The organism is Helicobacter brantae (assembly GCF_003364205.1).
Classification (GTDB): domain Bacteria; phylum Campylobacterota; class Campylobacteria; order Campylobacterales; family Helicobacteraceae; genus Helicobacter_G; species Helicobacter_G brantae.
Genome location: NZ_NXLV01000004.1, coordinates 1 through 22432, shown reverse-complemented (window position 1 = coordinate 22432; position 22432 = coordinate 1). Strand labels below are relative to the sequence as shown.

At 38.4% G+C, this 22432-nt stretch carries 22 protein-coding genes; 10 read left to right on the top strand and 12 right to left on the bottom strand.

Annotation, left to right across the window (positions count from 1 at the left end):
* Positions 1 to 9: 9 nt before the first annotated feature.
* The 3 genes from CQA58_RS03095 to CQA58_RS03085 all read left to right on the top strand — a co-directional run bounded on the left by CQA58_RS03095 (position 10) and on the right by CQA58_RS03085 (position 3267).
* Positions 10 to 1206: an aspartate aminotransferase family protein gene (locus CQA58_RS03095; RefSeq protein ID WP_115569259.1), complete on the top strand. Its 1197-nt coding sequence runs from the start codon at positions 10 to 12 to the stop codon at positions 1204 to 1206.
* A gap of 175 nt (positions 1207 to 1381) precedes the next feature.
* The gene (locus CQA58_RS03090; RefSeq protein WP_115569258.1) at positions 1382 to 1909 is read left to right on the top strand and encodes a hypothetical protein; all 528 of its coding nucleotides are present in this window, start codon (positions 1382 to 1384) and stop codon (positions 1907 to 1909) included.
* Between the two features lie 317 nt (positions 1910 to 2226).
* A complete protein-coding gene (locus tag CQA58_RS03085; RefSeq protein ID WP_115569257.1) occupies positions 2227 to 3267 on the top strand; it encodes a DNA cytosine methyltransferase in 1041 nt (346 codons plus the stop codon).
* Here the strand turns inward: CQA58_RS03085 and CQA58_RS03080 are convergent.
* Entirely contained in the window at positions 3170 to 4969 is a 1800-nt protein-coding gene (locus CQA58_RS03080) for an ATP-binding protein (protein WP_170126728.1), read from the bottom strand. The genes CQA58_RS03085 and CQA58_RS03080 overlap by 98 nt on opposite strands.
* Before the next feature lie 430 nt (positions 4970 to 5399).
* Between CQA58_RS03080 and CQA58_RS03075 the strand changes: the two genes are divergently transcribed.
* Positions 5400 to 5921, top strand: a complete 522-nt coding sequence (locus CQA58_RS03075) for a tetratricopeptide repeat protein (RefSeq protein WP_115569255.1) — start codon at positions 5400 to 5402, stop codon at positions 5919 to 5921.
* An 87-nt stretch (positions 5922 to 6008) separates the two neighbouring features.
* Here the strand turns inward: CQA58_RS03075 and CQA58_RS03070 are convergent, their stop codons facing one another.
* Genes CQA58_RS03070 through fliK form a run of 3 tightly spaced genes read right to left on the bottom strand, consistent with a single transcriptional unit; the run spans position 6009 to position 10444 of the window.
* Positions 6009 to 8198 (bottom strand): flagellar hook-basal body complex protein, encoded by a 2190-nt coding sequence (locus CQA58_RS03070; RefSeq protein WP_115569254.1) that lies wholly within the window; start codon positions 8196 to 8198, stop codon positions 6009 to 6011.
* On the bottom strand, positions 8195 to 9079 hold the full coding sequence (gene flgD / locus CQA58_RS03065; protein ID WP_211305703.1) for a flagellar hook assembly protein FlgD: 885 nt from the start codon (positions 9077 to 9079) through the stop codon (positions 8195 to 8197). Before flgD ends, CQA58_RS03070 begins: the two co-directional genes overlap by 4 nt.
* A 12-nt stretch (positions 9080 to 9091) precedes the next feature.
* Positions 9092 to 10444: a flagellar hook-length control protein FliK gene (gene fliK, locus CQA58_RS03060; protein WP_115569253.1), complete on the bottom strand. Its 1353-nt coding sequence runs from the start codon at positions 10442 to 10444 to the stop codon at positions 9092 to 9094.
* Between the two features lie 171 nt (positions 10445 to 10615).
* Here fliK and typA point away from each other — a divergent pair, with 171 nt between their 5' ends.
* The 4 genes from typA to CQA58_RS03040 all read left to right on the top strand — a co-directional run bounded on the left by typA (position 10616) and on the right by CQA58_RS03040 (position 16284).
* Complete coding sequence (gene typA, locus CQA58_RS03055) at positions 10616 to 12418, top strand: translational GTPase TypA (protein ID WP_115569371.1); 1803 nt, start codon at positions 10616 to 10618, stop codon at positions 12416 to 12418.
* A gap of 10 nt (positions 12419 to 12428) precedes the next feature.
* Positions 12429 to 13043, top strand: a complete 615-nt coding sequence (locus tag CQA58_RS03050) for an NAD(P)H-dependent oxidoreductase (RefSeq protein ID WP_115569252.1) — start codon at positions 12429 to 12431, stop codon at positions 13041 to 13043.
* Positions 13044 to 13053: 10 nt separating this feature from the next.
* Complete coding sequence (locus tag CQA58_RS03045; RefSeq protein ID WP_115569251.1) at positions 13054 to 15420, top strand: ribonucleoside-diphosphate reductase subunit alpha; 2367 nt, start codon at positions 13054 to 13056, stop codon at positions 15418 to 15420.
* A 147-nt stretch (positions 15421 to 15567) separates the two neighbouring features.
* Positions 15568 to 16284, top strand: coding sequence for a hypothetical protein (locus CQA58_RS03040; protein WP_115569250.1), 717 nt, complete (start codon positions 15568 to 15570; stop codon positions 16282 to 16284).
* Between the two features lie 3 nt (positions 16285 to 16287).
* Here CQA58_RS03040 and motB read toward each other — a convergent pair whose 3' ends face one another.
* From motB to exbB, 7 genes are read right to left on the bottom strand one after another with little or no spacing between them, the layout of a single operon-like run.
* Positions 16288 to 17064, bottom strand: a complete 777-nt coding sequence (motB, locus tag CQA58_RS03035) for a flagellar motor protein MotB (protein ID WP_115569249.1) — start codon at positions 17062 to 17064, stop codon at positions 16288 to 16290.
* Between the two features lie 9 nt (positions 17065 to 17073).
* Complete coding sequence (gene motA, locus CQA58_RS03030; protein WP_115569248.1) at positions 17074 to 17844, bottom strand: flagellar motor stator protein MotA; 771 nt, start codon at positions 17842 to 17844, stop codon at positions 17074 to 17076.
* 41 nt (positions 17845 to 17885) lie between these two features.
* A complete protein-coding gene (locus CQA58_RS03025) occupies positions 17886 to 18299 on the bottom strand; it encodes a M67 family metallopeptidase (protein WP_115569247.1) in 414 nt (137 codons plus the stop codon).
* Positions 18287 to 19060, bottom strand: a complete 774-nt coding sequence (locus CQA58_RS03020; protein ID WP_115569246.1) for a HesA/MoeB/ThiF family protein — start codon at positions 19058 to 19060, stop codon at positions 18287 to 18289. Before CQA58_RS03020 ends, CQA58_RS03025 begins: the two co-directional genes overlap by 13 nt.
* A gap of 46 nt (positions 19061 to 19106) precedes the next feature.
* The gene (locus CQA58_RS03015) at positions 19107 to 19805 is read right to left on the bottom strand and encodes an energy transducer TonB (protein WP_115569245.1); all 699 of its coding nucleotides are present in this window, start codon (positions 19803 to 19805) and stop codon (positions 19107 to 19109) included.
* Positions 19771 to 20097 (bottom strand): biopolymer transporter ExbD, encoded by a 327-nt coding sequence (locus CQA58_RS03010; protein WP_245942758.1) that lies wholly within the window; start codon positions 20095 to 20097, stop codon positions 19771 to 19773. The genes CQA58_RS03015 and CQA58_RS03010 overlap by 35 nt, the downstream gene beginning before the upstream one ends.
* A 50-nt stretch (positions 20098 to 20147) precedes the next feature.
* Positions 20148 to 20579: a TonB-system energizer ExbB gene (gene exbB, locus CQA58_RS03005; RefSeq protein WP_115569243.1), complete on the bottom strand. Its 432-nt coding sequence runs from the start codon at positions 20577 to 20579 to the stop codon at positions 20148 to 20150.
* Positions 20580 to 20696: 117 nt separating this feature from the next.
* Here exbB and CQA58_RS03000 point away from each other — a divergent pair, with 117 nt between their 5' ends.
* Together CQA58_RS03000 and rsfS are read left to right on the top strand one after the other, a co-directional pair.
* A complete protein-coding gene (locus tag CQA58_RS03000; RefSeq protein ID WP_115569242.1) occupies positions 20697 to 21263 on the top strand; it encodes a nicotinate-nicotinamide nucleotide adenylyltransferase in 567 nt (188 codons plus the stop codon).
* A gap of 39 nt (positions 21264 to 21302) precedes the next feature.
* Complete coding sequence (gene rsfS, locus CQA58_RS02995) at positions 21303 to 21635, top strand: ribosome silencing factor (RefSeq protein ID WP_211305704.1); 333 nt, start codon at positions 21303 to 21305, stop codon at positions 21633 to 21635.
* A gap of 166 nt (positions 21636 to 21801) precedes the next feature.
* On the opposite strand, the gene CQA58_RS02990 is transcribed toward rsfS, so the two are convergent.
* Complete coding sequence (locus CQA58_RS02990; RefSeq protein WP_115569240.1) at positions 21802 to 22200, bottom strand: hypothetical protein; 399 nt, start codon at positions 22198 to 22200, stop codon at positions 21802 to 21804.
* Positions 22201 to 22432: the final 232 nt, after the last annotated feature.

Below are 22432 nucleotides of genomic sequence, written 5' to 3'. Positions count from 1 at the left end.
GAGGAGAAGATGAATCTAAATGAAGTCAAAGAGATTAGCTCAAAGTTTTTGCTAGAAACCTATGCCCCCTCTAGCGTGGCATTTGTGAGGGGAGAGGGAAGCAAACTCTATGATACAGAGGGGAGAGAGTATATCGACTTTGGCAGTGGGATAGGCGTGTGCAGTGTGGGATACAATCACCCTAGATACTCAAAAGCACTAAGTGAGCAAATCCACTCTTTGCTTCATACCTCAAACCTCTTCTACAACCCCACTCAAGCCCTCCTAGCCCAAAGACTCATCACGCTAAGTGGATATGATATGCAAGTGTTTTTTGCAAACTCAGGGGCAGAGGCAAATGAGGGGGCAATCAAACTAGCTAGAAAATATGGAGAGGTTCATTTCTCCAAAAAACGCTACAAGATTATCACTCTAAGCTCAAGCTTTCACGGACGCACACTTGCCACACTCACAGCCACAGGGCAGGACAAACTCCACCCTAGCTACTTCTCCCCCTACCCTCAAGGCTTTGTAGTGGCAAAAGATTTGAGTGAAATCTACTCCCTTGTTGATGAAGAAACTTGTGGGGTAATGATAGAGCTTATTCAAGGTGAGGGGGGAATCAACGCTTTACCCAAAGAAGAGGTGCAAAAGTTGTATGAGTTTTTGCAAGAGAGAGGGGTGCTACTCATCGTTGATGAAGTGCAAAGTGGGATTTATCGCAGTGGAGAGCTGTTTGCAAGTCATCATTATGGGATTATCCCTGATATTATCACCACAGCCAAAGGACTAGGAGGTGGGGTGCCTATCGGAGCAGTGCTTAGCAAACACAAAGGGATATTTCAAGCAGGGGATCACGGAAGCACTTTTGGAGGGAATTATCTTAGCACTCAAGCAGGACTAAGTGTGCTAGAAATCCTAAGTGAGCTTCATCACACCCAAACCCTCAAAGCCACCATAGAGTGCTTTCACGCTCATCTGCAAACTATCCTAGAGCAATACCCTCAGCACTTTTGCAAAAAAGTGGGAGTGGGACTAATGGTGGGGCTAGTGGCAGTGAGTGAAGAGGTGCAAAAGTCAATCATTTCAGAAGCTCTAAAGAATGCCCTTGTAATTTTGCGATCAGGGAAAAATGTCGTGCGATTCCTCCCCCCACTTACCATAAGTAAAGAAGAAATCAAAGAGGGGTTTGAGAGATTGAGAGGAGTGCTTGAGGGGATGAGATAGATGAAATTGTCTAAAGAAAGTCTAAAATCATTCAATCAAGATATCATCTCTATCCTCTCCCCAAAAAGACTAGAGGGATATCAAGGGAGCGTAGAAAGACATTAAAAAAAACCTTAATCTTGCTCTTGAAGTAGGCAGAAGGATTGCCAATCTTGAAATCTATTTGCGTAACAAAATGGATTTTTGTCTTAGAAAGCTTGTGGGGGAAAAATGGATAAAGAGTGAGAGAAGTTTGCGACATATTGAGCAAAAAGGACATATTCCACTCCTAGAGCTTGACTCCAATCAAATCCTCTCTACCCTAATGCTTGGAGAAATCATCAAGCTAATTGGAGAATATGAAATTGAGGGATATATGTTTGAGCTTCAAGTAATGGATTTTAAAAAATACCATTGGAGCAATCGCAATTTTTTCTTTCTTGATGGCAATAAATTTTCTTTCTCAAATATATCCAAAAACACCATTGTTTTAAACAATCTTAGAAGTATCCGAAATCGTGCATTTCATTGGGAGAATCTGCTTAAAACTAGAGAAGTCAATGGCAAGGTTTATCCACGCATTACAACAAGTTACCCCCAAAATCAAAACAAAAACAATCAAACAAAGATTGGTATCGCACCTGAAATGATTTTGGAATTTTTAAATGATTTGATTGAAAATATTGATAATGAAGAGATGAGAAAGTATCTTTATAAAGGATAGTAAAGTTGGGCGTCCGTCCGCCCTTTCCGAATGTAATAGAAGTATATCATAAAAATTCAAAAATCCCCTAGTCAGTCAATCATCTAGTTTTCAAATTTAAGTGATTTTATCTCAAACTTTTCAGTATGTAAGCAAAACTTACATACTGATTATCCCCTTTGTATTGAGGGTTGAGAGGATAAAGATATGGGGATAAAAACAAGGTGGAAAAATTAAAAAATCTCTACCTTGTTCCACCAAACCTAGAGAATCTACTTAAGATTATGGAATTTTTTTTGCTTTTCTCTAACATATAAATAAACAAGTAGGGAATAATGATGAAAAAAATGGTTGCAATAGATCTTTTTTGCGGGGCTGGTGGATTAACACGAGGTTTTTTAGATGCTGGGGTTGGAGTTTTGGCTGGAATTGATTTTGATCAAGATGCAAAAAAAACTTATGAATACAATAATCAAGTCCCATACATACAAGAAGATATCAGAAAAATTACAGCAAAACAAATCAAGATGATTTTTTCTCAATCTAAAAATTCAATAAAAATACTTGCTGGATGTGCTCCCTGTCAGCCCTTCTCTAATATAAACAAAAAAGAAATATCAACAGATTTTAGAAGGACACTCCTTGATGAGTTTGGAAGACTTGTCAATGGTGTGAAACCCCATATTGTTTTGATGGAGAATGTTCCAGGAATTGCAAAAAAATCCCCAGAAGTTTTACAAAGATTCCTAAATGTCTTGGACAAAAATGGATATAAATATGATTTTAAAGTTCTTAATGCAAAAAATTTTGGTGTTCCTCAAAATCGCAATCGATTCATTCTTGTTGCTTCAAAGATAAAAGGCTTTTTTCCAAAACTCTTAGAAAAAAGCATTGACAAGATTCGGACTCCTAGAGATTGCATTGCCCATCTTGAACCCCTTAGTGCCGGAGAAAGAAGCAAGCAGGACTCTCTTCATTTCTCAGCAAATATGAATGAGATTAATTTGATAAGAATAAAAAATACACCAAAAGATGGTGGGAGCAGAATGTCTTGGGGAAATCATGTGCCAAAGCTTGAATGCCATAAAAAAACTAGTGGATATCAAGATGCATATAGTCGAATCTGGTGGGATAAGCCAGCTCCAACAATCACAACAAAATTTTATCAATACTGCTCCGGAAGGCATGGACACCCAGAACAGGATAGAGCACTAAGTCTTAGAGAAGGTGCTCTTCTTCAAACCTTTCCAGAAAACTATGTATTTTTTGGAAGCATTGCAACTATTGCTCGCCAGATTGGGAATGCTGTCCCTCCACTAATGAATCAGGAGATTGTGAAAACAATTCTGCATTACCCAAGACAAAACCTGCATACATAAAAACATAATTCAAAACTAATTCCGCTATATATTTGTGCTTGAGGATGTCAATGTTTTTTTGTGTATTGTGTGCTGTTTTTGTATTTGATCTCAACTCTTCTATGGGATTATCTTTTTCCTGTGAAAAACTTTGAAGTGGTTGAAGCAAAGATCTTAATGCTCCCTTAACATTTTGTCCAAATAACTCCGTATACTGAATTATTGCAGAAGTGAAAACTTTATAAACATTAGGAAAACACTCTCGAACGCCATCTCTTATTGCATTTGCTTTAATAATTACGGTTTCAAAATCTTCTAGAGCTAAAGCCTGTAATGCCTCATCATAAAAATTCTTTATTGAAGAATGCTGCTTTGCAATATTTTGAACGTATTGATTGTTAAGTAAAGATTTTTGCATTGCAAGACCTTGCAAAAGAGCAATATTTCTCTTTAGCTTCTCTTCATGGTGTTTATCACTTTTATCTTTTGTCTTTTTTAGAAGCATTTTTGTCACTTCATTCAATAGGGTTTTTGTTTGCTCATCCAACCTGTATTTATCAGGCCATCGAGAATCAATCCCCAATTGCTTTGATTTTTTCTCAAGCTCTTTTTCTTCCAATTGTTTTTTGTCCCTGTCGTATGCACTACCATATCTTTTGAGAATTTTATTGATAAGATTTCTTAATCGCTCCATCATCTCATCTTTATCCCACTCAATCTCCTTTCTATTGGTGGATATGTAATCCTTGTCATCAGATTCATCAAGAAAATCAATTTCCAATTCTCCATACAAATGTGCATAACCATATGAGTTTGTTTGTTGGATATCAAAATAACTCGGATCTTGACAAATCTTTCCGCGACTAAAAATCGCAACCCCTTTTTGTTCTGCCTCCTTGGTTGTCTTTTTTCTTGCAACTAAAAAACCTTTGATTTTCTTTTTATTAATAAACTCTATATCTTTTTCATCAAGTTTGATTTTATTCAGTTCATCTTGTGTAGATAAAGATGCTGGAATTTCGTAGATAATTCTTTGATCATCATCTTTATCACCCCTGACAATAGCTTGCCTATTTGTTTGATTAAGCATTTCTACGCCATTGGGAGTTATCAATTTGATTAAAAACTCATCATGTTGATCTTGAAAAACATAATTAATTCTTCTTGCAAGAGAATCGATTGATTCTAATCCTCTGTATTTCTTAAGAAGGTCTTTTAGAATAATTTTTGTGTAACTCTTTTCATCTTTGGAAATTTGATTATAAATAGTTGGTTTTAAGGGGTACTCAGTATTATCAAATTTATCTAAATCACTAATATTGATTGAAAAAGCATTAATATTTTTGCCATCAGAAGTTTCGATATATAATTCCTTACAAAAACCAAACAAGGCAAATTTTCCCAATCCTTTTTTTCCTGTTACAAATCTGCCTTTTTGTGTTTTTCCTTGATCGGTCATCCTTCTATTTTTTCCAGCTTCAAAGAAAGAATTCTTTAATGTATCCCAATTCATACCCACACCATTATCCTCAATTGACACCCCATATTTATTGTCTTTATCAGTAAAAAATTGTATTGTTACAAGAGTTGCATCAGCATCATAAGAATTGCTTATCGTTTCACAAATTGCAGGAATAAAACCACCATATAATGCTCCACCTAATTTTGTAATAATTTTAGAGGGCAATTTAATATATAGTTGATTTTGATTTTTTATTGGCATCATTGATCCTTTTTAATATTTTTCATTTCATTTTCATTAAGATTATAAAGAATATAGATTAAAATTATCAATCTCTTTTTCAAGCTCTTATGTGCTTGTTAATCTATTTGTTTCTTTTTGTAACAAAATCTCTTACACTAAAGCAATGATTTTATCCAATGTGGCTTTTTCTTCTTGAAAATAAGTCGTTTTTGAAGAAACAAGGAGGGGAATTGTATTATTCATTAAGCCTTGGAAATATAATCAAAACAAAACTATAATCCTAGCTCACTCTCTCCAATCTAAGTTAATAAGCACAATAAGATATCCCCCAATAAGACTTACATAAATTTACTTATAAGCCTATTTTGAGTGGGTATCCCTCTCTTTTATTTTGCTTTCAGTCAGATTTTGTTATCACAGATAATCAAAAATCTTTTAAGGAATTGTTATGAAAAAGCTAGCTATGTTTCTTTGTGTGCTTGGAGCATTGTTTGGGGTAGAAGAGCAAAGTTTGATGCAACAGGGAGTTGAGGCATATAACAATGGAGGATATCAAAAAACAGTGGAATTATATCAAAAGGTCTGCGACAAAGGAGAGGCTTTGGGGTGCAACAATCTTGGATTGATGTATCAATTTGGCAAAGGTGTAAAGCAGGATAAGTTTAAGGCTATAGAGCTTTATATTCAAGCTTGTGAAGGTGAAGATGCTTGGGGATGCACCTTTCTTGGAGTGATGTATAACAATGGAGATGGAGTAAAGCAAAATAAATTTAAAGCTGTGGAGTTTTATACCAAAGCTTGTGGGAGAGGAAATGCTCAGGGGTGCAATAATCTTGGATGGATGTATGAGAATGGAAAAGGGGTAAAGCAGGATAAAAGAAAAGCCAAAGAGCTTTATGGAAAGACTTGTGATTTAAAAGAAGAATTGGGTTGTCAAAACTACACACGACTGAATGAGGCAGGATATTAAAAGCTTTGGTTTATTATTAGTAAAAAGCTTGTGTATCCCACTCATTTTTCTTAAGAGGATTAGGAGAGAAATAAGCCCCAAATAGCCTTATTTCTTGAGGTTAATTGCTTCTTTAATCATCTCATCTCCTGCTGTGAAGCTTTTAGCGTTCATTGAGTATCCTCTTTGCATCAAAATAAGCTCTGTCAATGCACTTCCTACATCGACATTACTTGTCTCAAGGTAGTGCTGTTTGACTGCACCAAATTTGAGTTTGCCACTCTCATCCCACCCCAAAATCGGCTTCCCACTTCTTAGCACTTTCTCTCCCCCCACTAGTGTGCTCTCTAGCCCAAAAAGATTCCCCCCCACCTTGCTTAGTCCTTGATCATTGGTAAAAGCCATTATCCCCACACGCCCCATTGCTTCCTCTCGCCCATTGCTAAACTTAAGGTAAATCACCCCATTATCATCAATATTGGTATATTCCAAGACTCCTTCCCTTTGTCCATTTTGATTTTCAAGATTGATTTGAGAGGGGGTGTAGATTGCATTGGAGCTTTTTTTGTCATCTGCTCCTGCAATATTGTAGGCGATTTTTTTGTCTTTGAACTCCACTTCCACTTCAGGAGCGATAGGCTGATTGTTTTCATCAAAGATAATGCTATGCTTACTTACTCCACCAGCCTTATTGCCACTTGCTATATCAACCACAGAGCTATACACATCCCAGCTTTGATTGCTCTTATCACTTGGATTGAATCCTCCTGTAAGATAGTAATCACTCACAAGTCTAAATTTCTTGCCATCAGCATCATAGACATCCATACTGCTTTGATAGTGTGGCACTTCCAATGCTTCTGAGACAATACTTCCAAGATTAAGTTCTTTCCAATTTTGCTTATCATCTTGAGGATTGGAGCTTCCAAGTTTGCCAACCCTTTGATAGAGCCTATCTTGATACCTTACAATCGTATTCTCCCCATATTGGTTTTGGGGATTGAAAGTGGGGATTTCATATTTTGTTTCTTGTCCGATTTTTAGGAATTGATTGTCTTTATCCATCATATAGATATTGCCATCTTTACTCACCACTTCTCCTGCAAGGTATTGCCTCTCAGGATCATAGGGGGCCACTCCACTTGTATCAGCAATCTCCCACCCTCCACTTAGAGGATTTTCACTTCCACTCTCTCCCACTTTTCTAAACATTACTCCAAGATAGGTGCAAAGCTCATTTGGCTCATAAGTTTGCATAGGATTATAAGCCTTAGCCAAAGTGCTAATCCCCTCTTTGCTCTCAATCATTCCTAGAGATTCAAAAAGGCTTCCACTTGTAGCGATAGAGCCTTGAGCCAAAGTGCCACTAGAGAGGGAGAGAGAGATTGAGGGATCTTTGGTTGCAGAATTTTGGATATAGAGATTGAGATCAAGCCCTGTGGAGTCTTTGATGAGTTTTTTTAGCTCACCAATGGTTCTAAACTGATTTTTCTCCACTCCCTCATTCCCATAAGTGAAAGTATATTCTTTTACCTCTCCACTAGGGGAAGTGATAGAGATTGTCGCCTCATTATTGATAAGAGAATCAAGGGATTTTTGATTGGCAAAAAAGATATTTAAATCTGCATTCAAAATCCTTTGCTCATCAATCTTGCCATCTTGAGAAAATGCCTTGTAAGCATTGATAGGATTGGCAGTTTTGTTGAGATTGACACTTAGATTAGCCTTTGTAGTCTCAAGGGGTTTGAAATACAAATCTTGAGGGATTTTGAGTGGCTCTAGCTTGCTAGAAGATAATCCTTTGATATCCTCTTCTTTGCTTTGAGAGATGAAATTGCTATCTTTGATTTTTCCAAGATTCACCCCATAGACATAATACCCCTTAGAATTGACAAGATACCCCTCATAATCTTTACCAAAGCTTCCATCTCTTGTAAAAAAGTTTTGCTGTTTTTGAGAAAGTTTGCCCTCACTTGCAATCATCTCCCCATCTTTCTTCTCCCCTACGACAAACCACCCCTTGCCTTGATATGCCATATGAAAATCCCCATCACTCACCCTATAACTTCCACTTTTGGTAGAAAAGGCATTCGAACTTGCTGTGACTCCAAGATTGATATCATTGGCTGTGGGGCTTGTGGGAGAGGTGTTTGGGCTAACTGCAAAAAGCGTTTCAAACTCAGGGCGACTCTCGCGATAGCCTGTTGTATTGACATTGGCGATATTGTTTGAAATGCTATCGATTCCAAACTGATGAGTTTTTATCCCACTATATGAGCTAAGCAGTGTGTTATTCATTTTGCACTCTTTTCATAAAATTCTAGAGCTGAAGCAATAGGCACAATCATCTCACCCATTCTCAGCATAGGTTTGCCCTCTTTGAAAATCACGCTTTGCACTTCCCCTCTCCCTATGCGTGATTCGTGGTATTTGCCACTTTTTTCATCAAGATTGTATTCAGCCTTGATATGGTAAGTCCCACTAGGAGCTTTTTTGCCTCCCTTTTGCTCTCCATTCCAAGTAAATTCAAGATACCCACTCTCTCCGTTTTTGTCATCTAAATCAATGCTATTGACAAAGTTATTGTCTTTATCCAAAATCGTGATTGTAGGGTGTCCTTTGGAAGTGTCAATGGGCTCATCAAAGTAGAGAGAAAACTTAGCTTCCCCTCCCTCTTGCAAATCGATTCCAAAGATATCAGTTTCAGCAATCTTGCCTATCATTGCCACGGTGTTAAATGAAGCCATTTGTGTCATATTATCACTTGCTTTTGCCCCTGTATCTACACCCTTATTCAAACTCTCTAGGCTTGTTTTAAAAGACTCTTGAAACTTCTTTAGCTCCTCATTGACTTCTTTTGTAGATTTCATCGCATCTGCGACTTCCATCATTGTTTTTTTGTTTTGCTCCATCATCTCCACTTGCGTGAGCTGAGCAGTTTGTGTGATGATTTTATCTGTTTCCATTGGAGCTGTGGGATCTTGGTTTTTGAGTTGCTCTAAGAAGAGTTTCATAAACGCCTCATTATCAAGCTCATTGATATTGCGTTGATTTTTTTTCTTCTCTGCCTCTGCAATATCTTGCCCTGTCATTTTGGCAAGGACTTTCCCTGCCTCTTGAAACTTAAAAGCTTCCTTGCTAGGAGTGTTTTGTGTCGTATTATTCAATGCTTCTGTCATAAATATCCTTCTTTATGCGTATTGCACCATTTTGATTTCCATACTTGCTAAGGCAGGAATCTCTGTGATAGTTTCCTCTAAGCTATTTTTGTTCCTCTTTTCTTTTTTCTCTTCTTGATGAGGATTTTTCTCCCCTCCCTCACCTTGAGAGAAATTCAACTCAACATTATTGAATCCGACATTTGAGAGTGTGGCTCTAAACTCATTTTGGTTTTGCATAAACGCGTGAAGTGCATTGGGGTTATTGGCATTGACATTGATGACAAGCTCTTTGCCCTTTTTGGTGATTGTGATTTCAAGTTTGCCAAGCTCCACAGGGTTTAGCTCCATAGAAAGTCGAGTAAAGGGTGGCTTATAGTTAAGTATCTCCTCTCTAATGCGTTGAGAGAATTGCGTAAGCGTTTCTCTGCTAGAGTTGATTTTGAGCTGAGTATCTCTCTTTAACTCTCCCATAGCCATTTCTTGAGGTTTGCTCTCTTTATTTTTCTCTTCTATCTTATTTTCTTCTTTAGCCTCTAGCACAACTCCTTTTTCTTTGGGTGCAACTTTGAGCAAATCACTTAGAGTAAAGTCTTTTGTCCTCTCTTGATTTTGTGGCTCTTCTTTTAGAGCTTGGGCAAGTGTTTGAGGTTGCAAACTCACCTCTTGTTTTTGCACTCCACTCTCTACTCTCACAGACTCTTTTTGTGTATTTTTTTGAATCTTTTGAGAGATTTTGCTTAATACTTCAGGATTTTTACTCTCTACTTTAACCTCTCTTACTCTCTCTCTGCTTTCTTTTTTGGGCTTTGCAATCCCCTCAAGAGGTGTTTTGGGATTTTCAGAAGTGATTTCAAGCTTAGTAAGATTGAGCTTATTGTCTTCAGCGATTTTTACCACATCACCCAAAGTTTTTTGCTCTTTTTGGGCTTTGGGCTTTCTTGCTTGAGCCAAAACTTCATTGAGAGGGGTTTGAATATGTTTTTTTGCCATTTGAGGGGTTTTGCTTTGTTTATGGAGCAAAAGTTGCTCTTGTGTGCTTTGTTTATTGGGATTTACTCGCACAGATGAAGTATTTTTCACACTTTTTAGACTAGGAGTGATACTTTGGGCTTGAGTTTGGATTGGCATATGAAGTGGCACAATCTGTGTAGGCGTCAAAGAGGGAGTTTCAACCTTTTTGCGAACACTCACTTTTTGAATCTTTGAAGAATTTTTGCTTTTTTTCACATCTTTTGCTTCACTCAAAAGTTGAGAGAAATTTGCCACCCTTTCTTTTCTCGTACTTTGAGTTAGGTTTGAGTGCAGAGTTTGGGGAGTTTTGGAGGTTTTTCTGTCCCCTTTTGTTTTGGAGGTAGTGAGAAGTTTTAAAGTATTGCCAATCATTGCTTTCCTTTGGGTTTTGATGTGAATTTTGGGGAAAATGAAGCAAAATATATTCCACAAAAATTCCCATTCATTTTTTTGAATTTTTATGCATTTTTTAAGGAGTATTTTTATAGAATTTTGTCTTTCAAAACCTTAGGGGGTTTGTATTTTTTACCATATCGGAGAGTTATGCAAAACATTAGAAATATCGCAGTAATTGCACACGTAGATCACGGAAAGACAACGCTTGTAGATGGGCTTTTGAGCCAATCAGGAACATTTAGCTCTCACGAGCAAGTTGATGAGAGAGTTATGGATAGCAACGACTTGGAGCGTGAGAGAGGGATTACAATCCTTTCAAAAAACACAGCTATCAACTATAAGGGAACAAAAATCAATATTATTGACACCCCTGGACACGCTGATTTTGGAGGAGAAGTGGAGCGTGTGCTAAAAATGGTTGATGGAGTATTGCTCCTAGTTGATGCACAAGAAGGGGTTATGCCTCAGACAAAGTTTGTCGTCAAAAAAGCTCTAAGCTTTGGGATTCGCCCCATTGTAGTTGTCAATAAGATTGATAAACCTGCAGCAGAGCCTGATAGAGTAGTAGATGAAGTCTTTGATCTTTTTGTAGCAATGGAAGCTAATGATTCTCAGCTTGATTTCCCTGTGATTTATGCAGCCGCTCGTGATGGCTATGCTATCAAAAATCTTGATGATGAGAAAAAGAATCTAGAGCCATTGTTTGAGGCGATTTTGGAGTATGTCCCTGCACCTGAGGGCTCAAGTGAAAATCCACTTCAAATGCAAGTTTTCACTCTTGATTATGATAACTATGTAGGAAAAATCGGAATCGCTAGGGTTTTCAATGGAAAAGTCAAAAAGGGCGAAACTGTGATGCTTGCAAAGGGCGATGGAAGCAAAGAGAGTGGGCGTATCACTAAACTCATCGGATTTTTGGGACTTGCAAGGACAGAGATTGAGTGTGCTGAAGCAGGAGATATTGTCGCAATCGCAGGATTTAATGCAGTAGATGTGGGTGATTCTATTGTAGATCCAAATAACCCTATGCCACTAGATCCAATGCACCTAGAAGAGCCGACAATGAGTGTGTATTTTGCAGTCAATGACTCTCCACTAGCAGGAATGGAAGGCAAACATGTAACAGCTAACAAAATCAAAGACAGACTTCTTAAAGAAATGCAGACCAATATCGCAATGCGATGTGAAGAGATGGGGGAGGGGAAATTCAAAGTCAGTGGAAGAGGAGAATTGCAAATCACAATCTTGGCTGAAAACCTTAGAAGAGAGGGCTTTGAGTTCTCTATCTCTAGACCTGAAGTGATTGTCAAAGAAGAAAATGGTGTCAAAATGGAGCCATTTGAACACCTTGTGATTGACACTCCTCAAGATTTTAGTGGGGCTATCATTGAAAAACTTGGCAAAAGAAAGGCTGAGATGAAAGCGATGAATCCTATGGGAGAGGGCTATACAAGACTTGAGTTTGAAATCCCTGCTCGTGGGCTTATCGGATATAGAAGTGAGTTTTTGACTGATACCAAAGGAGAGGGGGTGATGAATCACTCCTTCCTTGAATTCCGTCCATTTAGTGGAAGTGTGGAGAGCAGAAGCAATGGAGCTTTAATCTCAATGGAAAATGGAGAAGCCACAGCCTTTTCACTTTTCAATATCCAAGAGAGAGGTGTGCTATTTATCAACCCTCAAACCAAAGTGTATGTAGGAATGGTGATTGGAGAGCATAGTAGGGATAATGATCTTGATGTCAATCCTATCAAATCCAAGCACCTCACCAATATGAGAGCAAGTGGAAGCGATGATGCCATTAAGCTTGTGCCACCAAGAGAGCTTACACTTGAGAGGGCATTGGAGTGGATTGAAGATGATGAGATTTTGGAGATTACTCCACAAAATATCCGAATCCGAAAAAAATATCTTGATCCCACACAACGCAAAAGAATGGCAAAAAAGTAAGGAAGAAAAAATGAATAAATTTTTAGAAGCAATGTGCTTTGCCCATGCGTGTAAAGTTTTTGATGAGAGCAAGAAGATTCCAAGAGAGCAACTCTTAGAGATTTTAGAAGCAGGGAGACTTACCCCTAGCTCTTTTGGGCTAGAGCATACAAGAATGCTTGTGATTTCCAACCAAAAGCTCAAAGAAGACATCGCTCCATTTTGTTGGAATCAAAAGCAATTCCCTACAAGCTCAGAAGTGGTGGTTTTGAAATCTTTGGTGCAAGACATTATCGCCCCTTCTGAATATATCAAAGAGAGTATGAGGGAGAGAGGATTAGATGAGCGTTTTATGGAGCGTTTAAAAGCCTTTCAAGAAGCAAACTTCAAAGATAGAAAAGATTTTGAGGCTTGGAGTATGAAACAAGCCTATTTAGTGGCAAGCTCTATGGTGAATTGCTCTGCAATGCTAGGAATTGACTCTTGCTATATTGAGGGCTTTGAGCGTGAGAATTTAGAAAAATTCTTGGAGATTGATCCTCAAAAAGAGAGAATTGCTTTGGTTTTAACCTTTGGTTATAGAGCCAAAGAGCAAGGCAAAAAGTATAGAAAACCATTAGAAGATTTAGTAGATTTTAGAGATTAAGGAGTTAAAAATGTTGAGAGTTGTGAAAAGAAGTGGAAGAATTGAGACTTTAGATGTAAGCAAGATTCAAAAATATACTGCTGATGCCGTTGATGGGCTTGAGGGGGTAAGTCAGAGTGAGCTAGAAGTAGATGCAAAATTGCATTTCAAAGACTTGATTACCACTGAAGAGATTCAGCAAACTCTCATCAAAACTGCTGTGGATAAAATCGATGTAGATACACCAAATTGGACTTTTGTAGCTGCACGACTATTTCTCTATGATCTCTATCACAAAGTCAGTGGCTTCACAGGCTACAAACACTTAAGAGAATACCTTGAAAAAGGCGAGAGTGAGGGCAAAATCCTCAAAGGATTCAAAGAAAAATTTGACTTAGATTTCCTCAATAGCAAAATCGATCCCAAAAGGGATTTGCAATTCAACTATTTGGGGATTAAAACCCTCTATGATCGCTACCTCATCAAAGATCGCAATAACGCACCCATCGAGCTACCTCAACAAATGTTTATGGCTCTTGCTATGTTTATGGCACAAAATGAAAAAGAGCCAAATGAGTGGGCTGTGAAGTTTTATGATGTGATTTCAAAATTTGAAGTCGTAACTGCCACCCCTACACTTGCCAATGGGCGAACCACACGCCATCAGCTTAGCTCTTGCTATATTGGAAGCACACCTGATAATATTGAGGGGATTTTTGATGCCTATAAAGAAATGGCACTTTTGAGTAAATATGGTGGGGGAATCGGCTGGGATTTTAGCAAGGTTAGAGGACTAGGAAGTTTCATTGATGGACACAAAAACGCCGCAGGAGGAGTCGTGCCATTCCTCAAAATCGCCAATGATGTGGCAATCGCTGTGGATCAACTAGGCACAAGAAAGGGAGCGATTGCGACATATTTAGAGGTGTGGCACACTGATATCGCTGATTTTATTGATTTGCGAAAAAATAGTGGGGAGGAGCGAAGAAGAACTCACGATCTCTTCCCTGCTGTATGGATTTGCGATCTCTTTATGAAAAGAGTAGAAGAAAACGCTCAATGGACACTATTTGATCCTTATGAGTGCAAAGAACTCACAGAGCTTTATGGAGAGGAATTTGAGGCAAAATATATCGAATATGAAAACAATCCCAATGTCTTAAAAGAACATATCTCTGCCAAAGATTTATGGAAAAAGATTCTTACAAACTACTTTGAAGCTGGGCTTCCTTTCCTTGCTTTCAAAGATAATGCCAACAGAGCCAACCCCAACGCTCACGCAGGAATCATCAGAAGCTCCAATCTCTGCACCGAGATTTTCCAAAACACCAATCCAAGCGAATATCTTGTGGAAGTGGAATTTGAAGATGGAAGCAAAGAGTGTTTTGGTGAGTTTGAAGAAATCACCACAGATAGTGGTATCACCAAAAAAGCCAACAAACTTACAAGCATTGATACTCTAGGGGGCAAGAAAATTTTCATCACCCAAAAGATTCAACAAGGTGGCTTGACTGCAGTTTGTAACCTTGCAAGTATCAACCTTAGCAAAATCAACACCAAAGAAGATATAGAGAGAGTTTTGCCAATTGCTATTAGAATCCTTGATAATGTCATCGATCTCAATTTCTACCCCAATAGAAAAGTGCGAGTAACAAATATGCAAAACCGAGCCATAGGACTAGGGGTAATGGGCGAGGCTGAAATGCTTGCAAGTGAGAAGATTGTATGGGGGAGTGATGAACATCTAGAGAGAATCGATGAGATTATGGAGATGATAAGCTTCAATGCAATCTCTGCAAGTTCTGATTTAGCCAAAGAAAAGGGGATTTATCCTCAGTTTGAAGGCTCAAACTGGAGCAAGGGAATCTTCCCTATCGATGTGGCAAACAAAGAGGCTCTAAAGCTTGTAGATCGTGGGGGGCTTTTTGGCAATAGCTGTGATTGGAATGCGTTGAGAGAAAAAGTCAAAACTCAAGGAATGAGAAATGGCTATCTTATGGCTATCGCTCCTACTAGCTCAATCTCTATCCTTGTAGGCACGACTCAAACCATAGAGCCTGTATATAAGCGAAAATGGTTTGAAGAAAACCTCTCAGGGCTTGTGCCTGTGGTTGTGCCAAACCTCACGCTTGATACTTGGAACTACTATGTAAGTGCCTATGATTTGGATCAAACCGATCTTATCAAAGCCGCAGCAGTGCGACAAAAATGGGTAGATCAAGGGCAAAGTGTCAATATCTTTATGCGACTTGATAAAGCAAGTGGAAAGCTTCTCAATGATATTTATATGCTTGCTTGGAAACTAGGGCTTAAATCTACCTACTATCTCAGAAGCCAAAGCCCTGATGCACAAGAGCAGGTAATGGATAGAAGTGTAGAGTGTGTAAATTGTCAATAAACTAAAGGGGTATAAGCCCCTATCCTCTACAAAAAGTTACAAAAATCTCAAAAATAGAAAAAATGTCAAAAATCCTCTTGCTTCTTATCCCCCCCCCCCTATGATATAATTTAAGAAAATTCACAAAAATATTTTTAAGGAAGAGAGATGAAAAGAATATTTGCGATTTTATTTTTGTGTCTTTATACCACTCAATCTCACGCAATCTTTTGGGCTTTTGGTGCAATCAGAGAGGCTTCAATGACAGAAGAAGAAAGATTGCTTGAGGAAGAAGAGGAGAAAAAGAAAAAGCATTTTATCGGCTTTAGTGTGGGAGCAGGAGTGGGTGATATATCTGGAGTTCCAGCATTTCAACCAAGATTTTTTAAATCTATTAAAGGCGAACTTATCGGAAATTCTCTTGAATTTGCTTTAGCGATTGAGGGAGGGTGGCAAAAATACACTTATGAGAAAGTAGGCTATCAAACAATATTTCGTGGGCGTGTGATTTATATGTCTGACTTCTCCTCTCCCATTTTTTCTTCTCCTATTCCCAACAAATTCAATGAAGCACTTTCACTTGAGCTTTCAGCAGGGATTGATGGAATCTTTGATTTTATAAAAAATGATGAAGTCAGTTTTGGAATGATTCTAGGAATCAATGGAGGAGCTAGTATGCTGATACCTTTTCAAGAAGCTGATGATTATATACAAGGGGCGGCACATTGTAGCTATGGATTATTTAGCAATCTAAGAACAGGCTTTCAAGTTGGGTTACCGACAGGATTTATCGATTTGATTTTAGAAAGCTCTTTTGTTCCACTTATGATGATGAAAAGCCCTTTTAACTACACCCTCTCTCTTGGCTATAAGCACTTTTTCTAGTGCTTATTCTTGAGGTTTGATGATATTTTTAAGCAACTCTTGGACTTTTTGACTCTGATTCTCTCTCACAAAGAAATAAAATTCCACACGATTGCCCTGCTGAATTTGCTTCTCCTCATTGCCTTGTATTGCTTTGCCAAATTGTCCTTGAGAAGAGAAAAATATATTATTGGGTGAAACCCCATCTTTGATAAGCAAATCCATTACATTCAAAGCCCTAGCCGCTGCAAGTTCATAGTCATTTTTGTATTTTGTATTTGCAATGTTTGGATTGTTTGCAAATCCACGAATATCAATTTTGACATTGGGAGGGAGCTTGTGGATAATCTGCACGATTCGCTTAAGGAATAGCAAATTATCTTGATCCTCTAGCGTATCAGCATTGGGCTTGAAAAGTAGGTTTGTGGGGAGTTTAAGCACAATTCCATCTTCAATCTGCTCTAGCACTCCTCCCTGTTGCATAATCTCAGCAACAGATTCTTGAGATTGCTTCTCAACTGATGAACCTGCAAGACTTGCTTGTTTTTCATTATCATCGACATCAGTAACCTCTCCAGGGTTTGGAGGGATAGTTACCACAGGTTGAGCTTGTTCAGGTTTTGGAGCATAATCAAAGATTTTGATAAACTCAGTTTTGAGAGCCTTAACCTTTTCAGAATTAGCCGCAGAAATCGCATAAAGAGCGATGAAAAGTGCCAAAAGCAAAGAAAGAAAGTCTGCATAAGGAACAGCCCACTTCTCTCCTGCAGGGCATTCAGGACATTTCTTTTTCTTTGCCATAGCTTCTCCTTAGCTAAATTGTGAGATTTTTGGCTGACTTGGATCTAAAAATCCAAAAAGTTTGGCTTCAAGATTTCTAGGGTTATCTCCATTTGCAATCCCCACAACACCCTCCAAAATCATTTCTTTCTCTTTGACCATATCTTTGCTTTTTGCAATCATTTTATTCCCCCAAGGACCAAAAATCGCATAAGCCCCCATAATCCCTGTAACCGTTGCTGTAAAAGCTCCAGCAATACCTGCTGCCATCTTGGCAGGATTATCCAAAAGTTGCAAAGCTAACATTAGACCCATAACCGCCCCTACAAGCCCAAACACAGGACAAGACTCCCCTGCTAGTATCCAATAATGCCCTGCTCCGTGATAATACTCCTCAATCTGCTCGATTTGCACTTCCATATCTTCTTTTACCGTGTGTGCATCCATTCCATCAATGATTTTAGAAAGTGCTTCTCGCATAAAGTCATCATCAAGTTGAGCCACCCTTGACTCCAATCCCAAAACCCCATCTTTTCTAGCAATCGTAGAGAACTCAACAAGCAATTTAATCTTTTCAGGCAAATTGACAGGAGAACTTGCAAATACCATTTTGACTTCTTTCCACGCAGCTTTGATATATTTAGAGTTTGTCCCTGTCATTGCTGAAAACAACGCCGTTGGAATCACGATAAGAACAGAACTTAAGTGAATGATATGCAAAGGGTTTCCCCCCTCCAAAATATCCCCCACAGAGATACTAGTTACTGCCAAAACCATACCTAAAATCGTTGATAAATCCATACACTTACCTTGAAATATAGTCTAAGAGTGCTAATTATACTTTAAAGTGTGTTATAAATTTTCACACTTTCACTCTGCACTTCTTGATTGATTTTGCGATAGGAAGCAAAAGAGATTCCACCTTGCAAAGAAATGATGAGATTGCTATAAGTTTCAAAAAACATAAACGCCCTATCTTCTTGGCTTGGAATAGGTTTGGAGTGAGGGTGGGAATGATAGATTCCTATGATTTGCAAATGCGAAAATTCCCTCAAAACTTTGAGTTGCTCTGCTGGAGAGAAAGAAAAATGCTCTTTTGGTTGAGGGTGAATGTTGCTCATCGCATAAAAGTGAGTGAGGATATTACTCTCCCCCTCACTTCTGCCTAGCATATATCCACAGCACTCCTTTGGGGCTTGACTTTTAGCGTGAGCTAAGATTTGCTCCCAAAGAGGGCTAGGGATTAAGAGTTGCATGAGAGTGGGGTTAGCACTTTACTTGCATTTTTGCCACAGATAGGACAATCAGGGTTTTTGGCGATTTTGAGCTTTCTGAAAGTCATTGTGGCTATTTCGATATTTAAAAGAGCGTTAGTTAGAGGTATGCCAACTCCTGTAAAATATTTGAGTGCCTCACTTGCTTGAATCGAGCCTAAAATCCCTGTAATACTCCCAAAAAGCCCCATTTTATACAAACTTGCATCTTTGGGGGGTGTGGGGAAAAGACACCCCAAACACGCACTATCAGGATAATGTGTCATACTCTGCCCCATATATCGCACGATTCCTGCGTGAGCGTAAGGTTTGTTTGAAAGCACACAAGCTTGATTGACTAAAAACTTGGTTACAAAATTATCACTTGCATCAATGATAAAATCATAATCCTTGACTAGCTCTAGGGCATTATCTACCTCAAAGCGAGTTTGATACACTTCTACCTCTACGCTTGGATTGAGGGCTTGGATTGTATCTTTGGCACATTGGGCTTTTGAGATGCCGACATTTGGGGTGCGATAGAGGATTTGTCGGTGCAAATTGCTCACATCTACCACATCATCATCAACCAATCCGATTTTTCCCACTCCTGCACCTGCAAGATAGAGAGCATTAGGAGAACCTAAAGCCCCACAGCCGATGATTAACACGCTTCCTTTTTTAATCTTCTCTTGCCCTTCTTCTCCCACATCATCAAGCATTAGATGACGAGAGTAGCGAATCTTTTCTTCTTCACTTAGCATTTTTAAACCTTTGTATTAAGTTTTTGAAATCCTAGCACTTTTTCTTTTATCCATACCTCAAAGGCACTCTAAATCTATATCTTTTTGGACTTGTGGGGAATTGAGTTTGATTGAGTGTCTTGATTGCACTCTCATCAAGCAAGGCATAGCCTGAAGATTGCACTACTCTCTCTTGGCTAATCCCTCCATCTCTCTCTAGCACAAACTCCACAACCACCACTCCTGTAATCTTCCTATATCTTGCTTTTTTGGGATAAAACACATTTTTTAAAATCGCCCCATAGACTTTCTCATATAGCTCAAAATGTCTTCCTTGCATTGAGGCAATCAGCTCTATCTCTTGGCTTACCTCTCCTTGCTCACTCTCCTCTTGAGTTTGACTAGCTCCCTTTTGCTCTATCTCTTTTTGCTCTACTCTCTCTTGTATGCTATTTTGCATTGGCTCTGCTTGAGAAATCTTGCCCTGCTCCCTCTTGCTCTCTTTGACTTGCTTTTGAGTATTTTGTGCCTTTTGTTGAGTTTTGCTAGAGGGCTTTTGCTTTTTTATCCTAGAGGGTGAGGGGCTTGGCTTTTGTGCCACTTGGGATAAAGAAAGCACCTTTAGATTGATAGGAGCATTCCCCCTTTTGGCGAAGTGATGAGTCTCTTGATAGAATCTCTTAGCGACACAAAAGACACACAGACAAACCAAAAGCGTAAGTAAAAATGCACTACTCTTTGTGTGTGCCAATAGCAAAGTTTTCATGTCCCTTCTCCTGCAATAGCTCTAAAATCTTCACAAATCCCTCAAATCTACTATCTTTATCACTCACTAGCACAATCAACTGCTCTTTTTTTATCCCCTCTAGCTTGGATTTCAATCCTTGCAAATCCAAAGGCTGATTCTCAAAATAAATTCTATTTTGCTTATCAATCAACACCTCTACCCTCTTCTTCTCTTTGCTCTCTTGGGATTTGGCTTTGGGAATATCGATTTTAATCTCTCCTTGAGCAATAAAAGTTGAGATACTTAGCACAATAGCCAACAAAACAAGCATAATATCAATAAAGGGGACGATATTTAGCCCATCACTCTTTTTAAGCCCTCTCACTTATCCTCTCCAATATAACGCCTATACGCATACAAAATCCTCTCAATCTTCCTAGCAAAAAGATTGTAAATCATCAAAACAGGGATGGCGATAACCAACCCCAAAGCCGTAGCCTTAAGTGCCAAAGATAGCCCTACCATAATGCTTTGGGTATCCATTCCTCCACTTGCCCCCATATCATAAAACACCACCATAATCCCCACCACCGTTCCTAGCAATCCCACATAAGGAGCATTGGAGTAGATGATATATAGCCCTGTCATATTTTTAAGCAACGCATCTTCTAGCTCATCACTGCTCCTATATCTCTCAAACTTCACTCCCCAAAAAAACAAAATCCTCTCAATACACAAATAAAGTGCAACCACAGCCATAAGCCCAAGAATGGCAAAAATACACAAATCGACATATTCTTTGAGTAATTCCATATTCCTATCCTTTGATTTTGATAATTGTTTTCATTATTGCATATTTTGATAAAAATCAACCCTATACTTTCTATTTTTTTCATAAAAGTCTATAATTTCAAATAAAAAGTAGAAAAAATGAGAAACAGATACCCAAAACAACGCAAAAAAATCCCCTCACTCCTTGTCTATGGAGGGAGTTTTGATCCTATCCACTTAGGACATATCAAAGCCCTCAAACTTGCTCTTCACTCCCTCAATCCCACTTTTGCACTCCTTACCCCAGCTTTCATCAATCCTTTCAAATCCCACACCACATTCTCTCCAAAGCAAAGGACAAAATGGCTCAAAAGAGCAATCAAGCAAAATATTCAAGATGAGAGGGTGAAGCTTTGTCTTTTTGAAATCACTCAACACAAACCCACCCCTACAATCCTCACAATCCTCTATCTCAAAAAACTCTACAATATCTCCAAACTCTACTTTCTTCTAGGAGCTGATAATGCCTCACATTTGCATACTTGGGATGAGTTTGAGCGATTAAGAGAGCTTGTAGATTTTGTTTTTATCACTAGAGAGGGCTATCCCCTTCCCTCAAACTTCCCCTATCCTACCCTCACGCTCAATGCCCCAATCTCCTCTACTCAGATTAGAAATGGAGAAAAAAGAGAATTTTTGCCAAAATTTTTGCAAGGCTTAAGATAAAATTCCCTATCACTTTACTTATAAGGAATATTCGTGGAAATTCAACAACTTATCTCAACCATTACCCAAATCCTTGATGAAAAAAAAGCTGAGGATATTGAAGTGATTGATTTGAGAGGAAAAGACTATATCACTGATTTTGTCATCATCGCCACAGCACTTGTAGGCAAACACTCTTTTGCACTTCTTGATACACTCAAAACCACCCTCAAAGCTCAAGGGGTTGAGTTTTTTGGCACAGAAGAAGAGAGTGAGGATTGGATTATCGCAGATTTAGGAGAAGTGATGATTCATATCTTCACAGACTCTCATCGCAAAAAATTCAATCTTGAAGAATTCCTATCCACTCTTGGCAAACCCCAAGCCCAATAACCCTTTGGGCTTTTGCTATTGTTTAACTCTCCCCCACACTCAAACCAACACTAAACGCCTTTAAAATAGAAAAATCTCTTATCATTCTATCTGATAAGCCCAAAATATAATCTCCCCCTTTTGAAGAGCTTTAATCCTATCTCCTCTAGTGGTTTTTGAGTTGTAATCATTGCATATCCCTTTGTGGTGAGTTTGTGATTTCATATTCACTGCAAGTCAATACAAGGCTTATATCTTGTCCTTCCAACAATATTTCTATCAACATTTCATCTTTTTGCTCACTATAGTCAATTTGCTCTACCCACTGCTGTCTAAAAATATCAGAGATACTCAAACCCCTCAAATCAACCTCTCCACTCTTCAGCATTCTTGCATTTCTAAAAACAATAATCAAATCATTACAAGTTTTACAATGATGTTTTAGTGTGAGAATAAAAGTATTATTTATAAAGCAATAATCTCCAATAAAAAAATCATTATGCAAATCAAACATAACCCCATCAATTTCTATATCTTGAAAAAAAGTAAAATAATCAATATTTTTAAAAATCAAACCCTTATTCATTTATCAATATCCCAAATAATCTTTATTTGTATCAAACTCTCTTTTTTCATTCTATCACACCACAATCAAGCCAAACAAAAGAATCTTCCACAACCAACTAAACAACAACACTAAAAAACACTTTGAAATAAACTACTGAAGTAAAAAAGAAGATTAAATCCCAACCCTGCATCGACCTACGTTCCCACACCTGAAAGGTGCAGTATCATCAGCGATGAGGAGCTTAACTTCC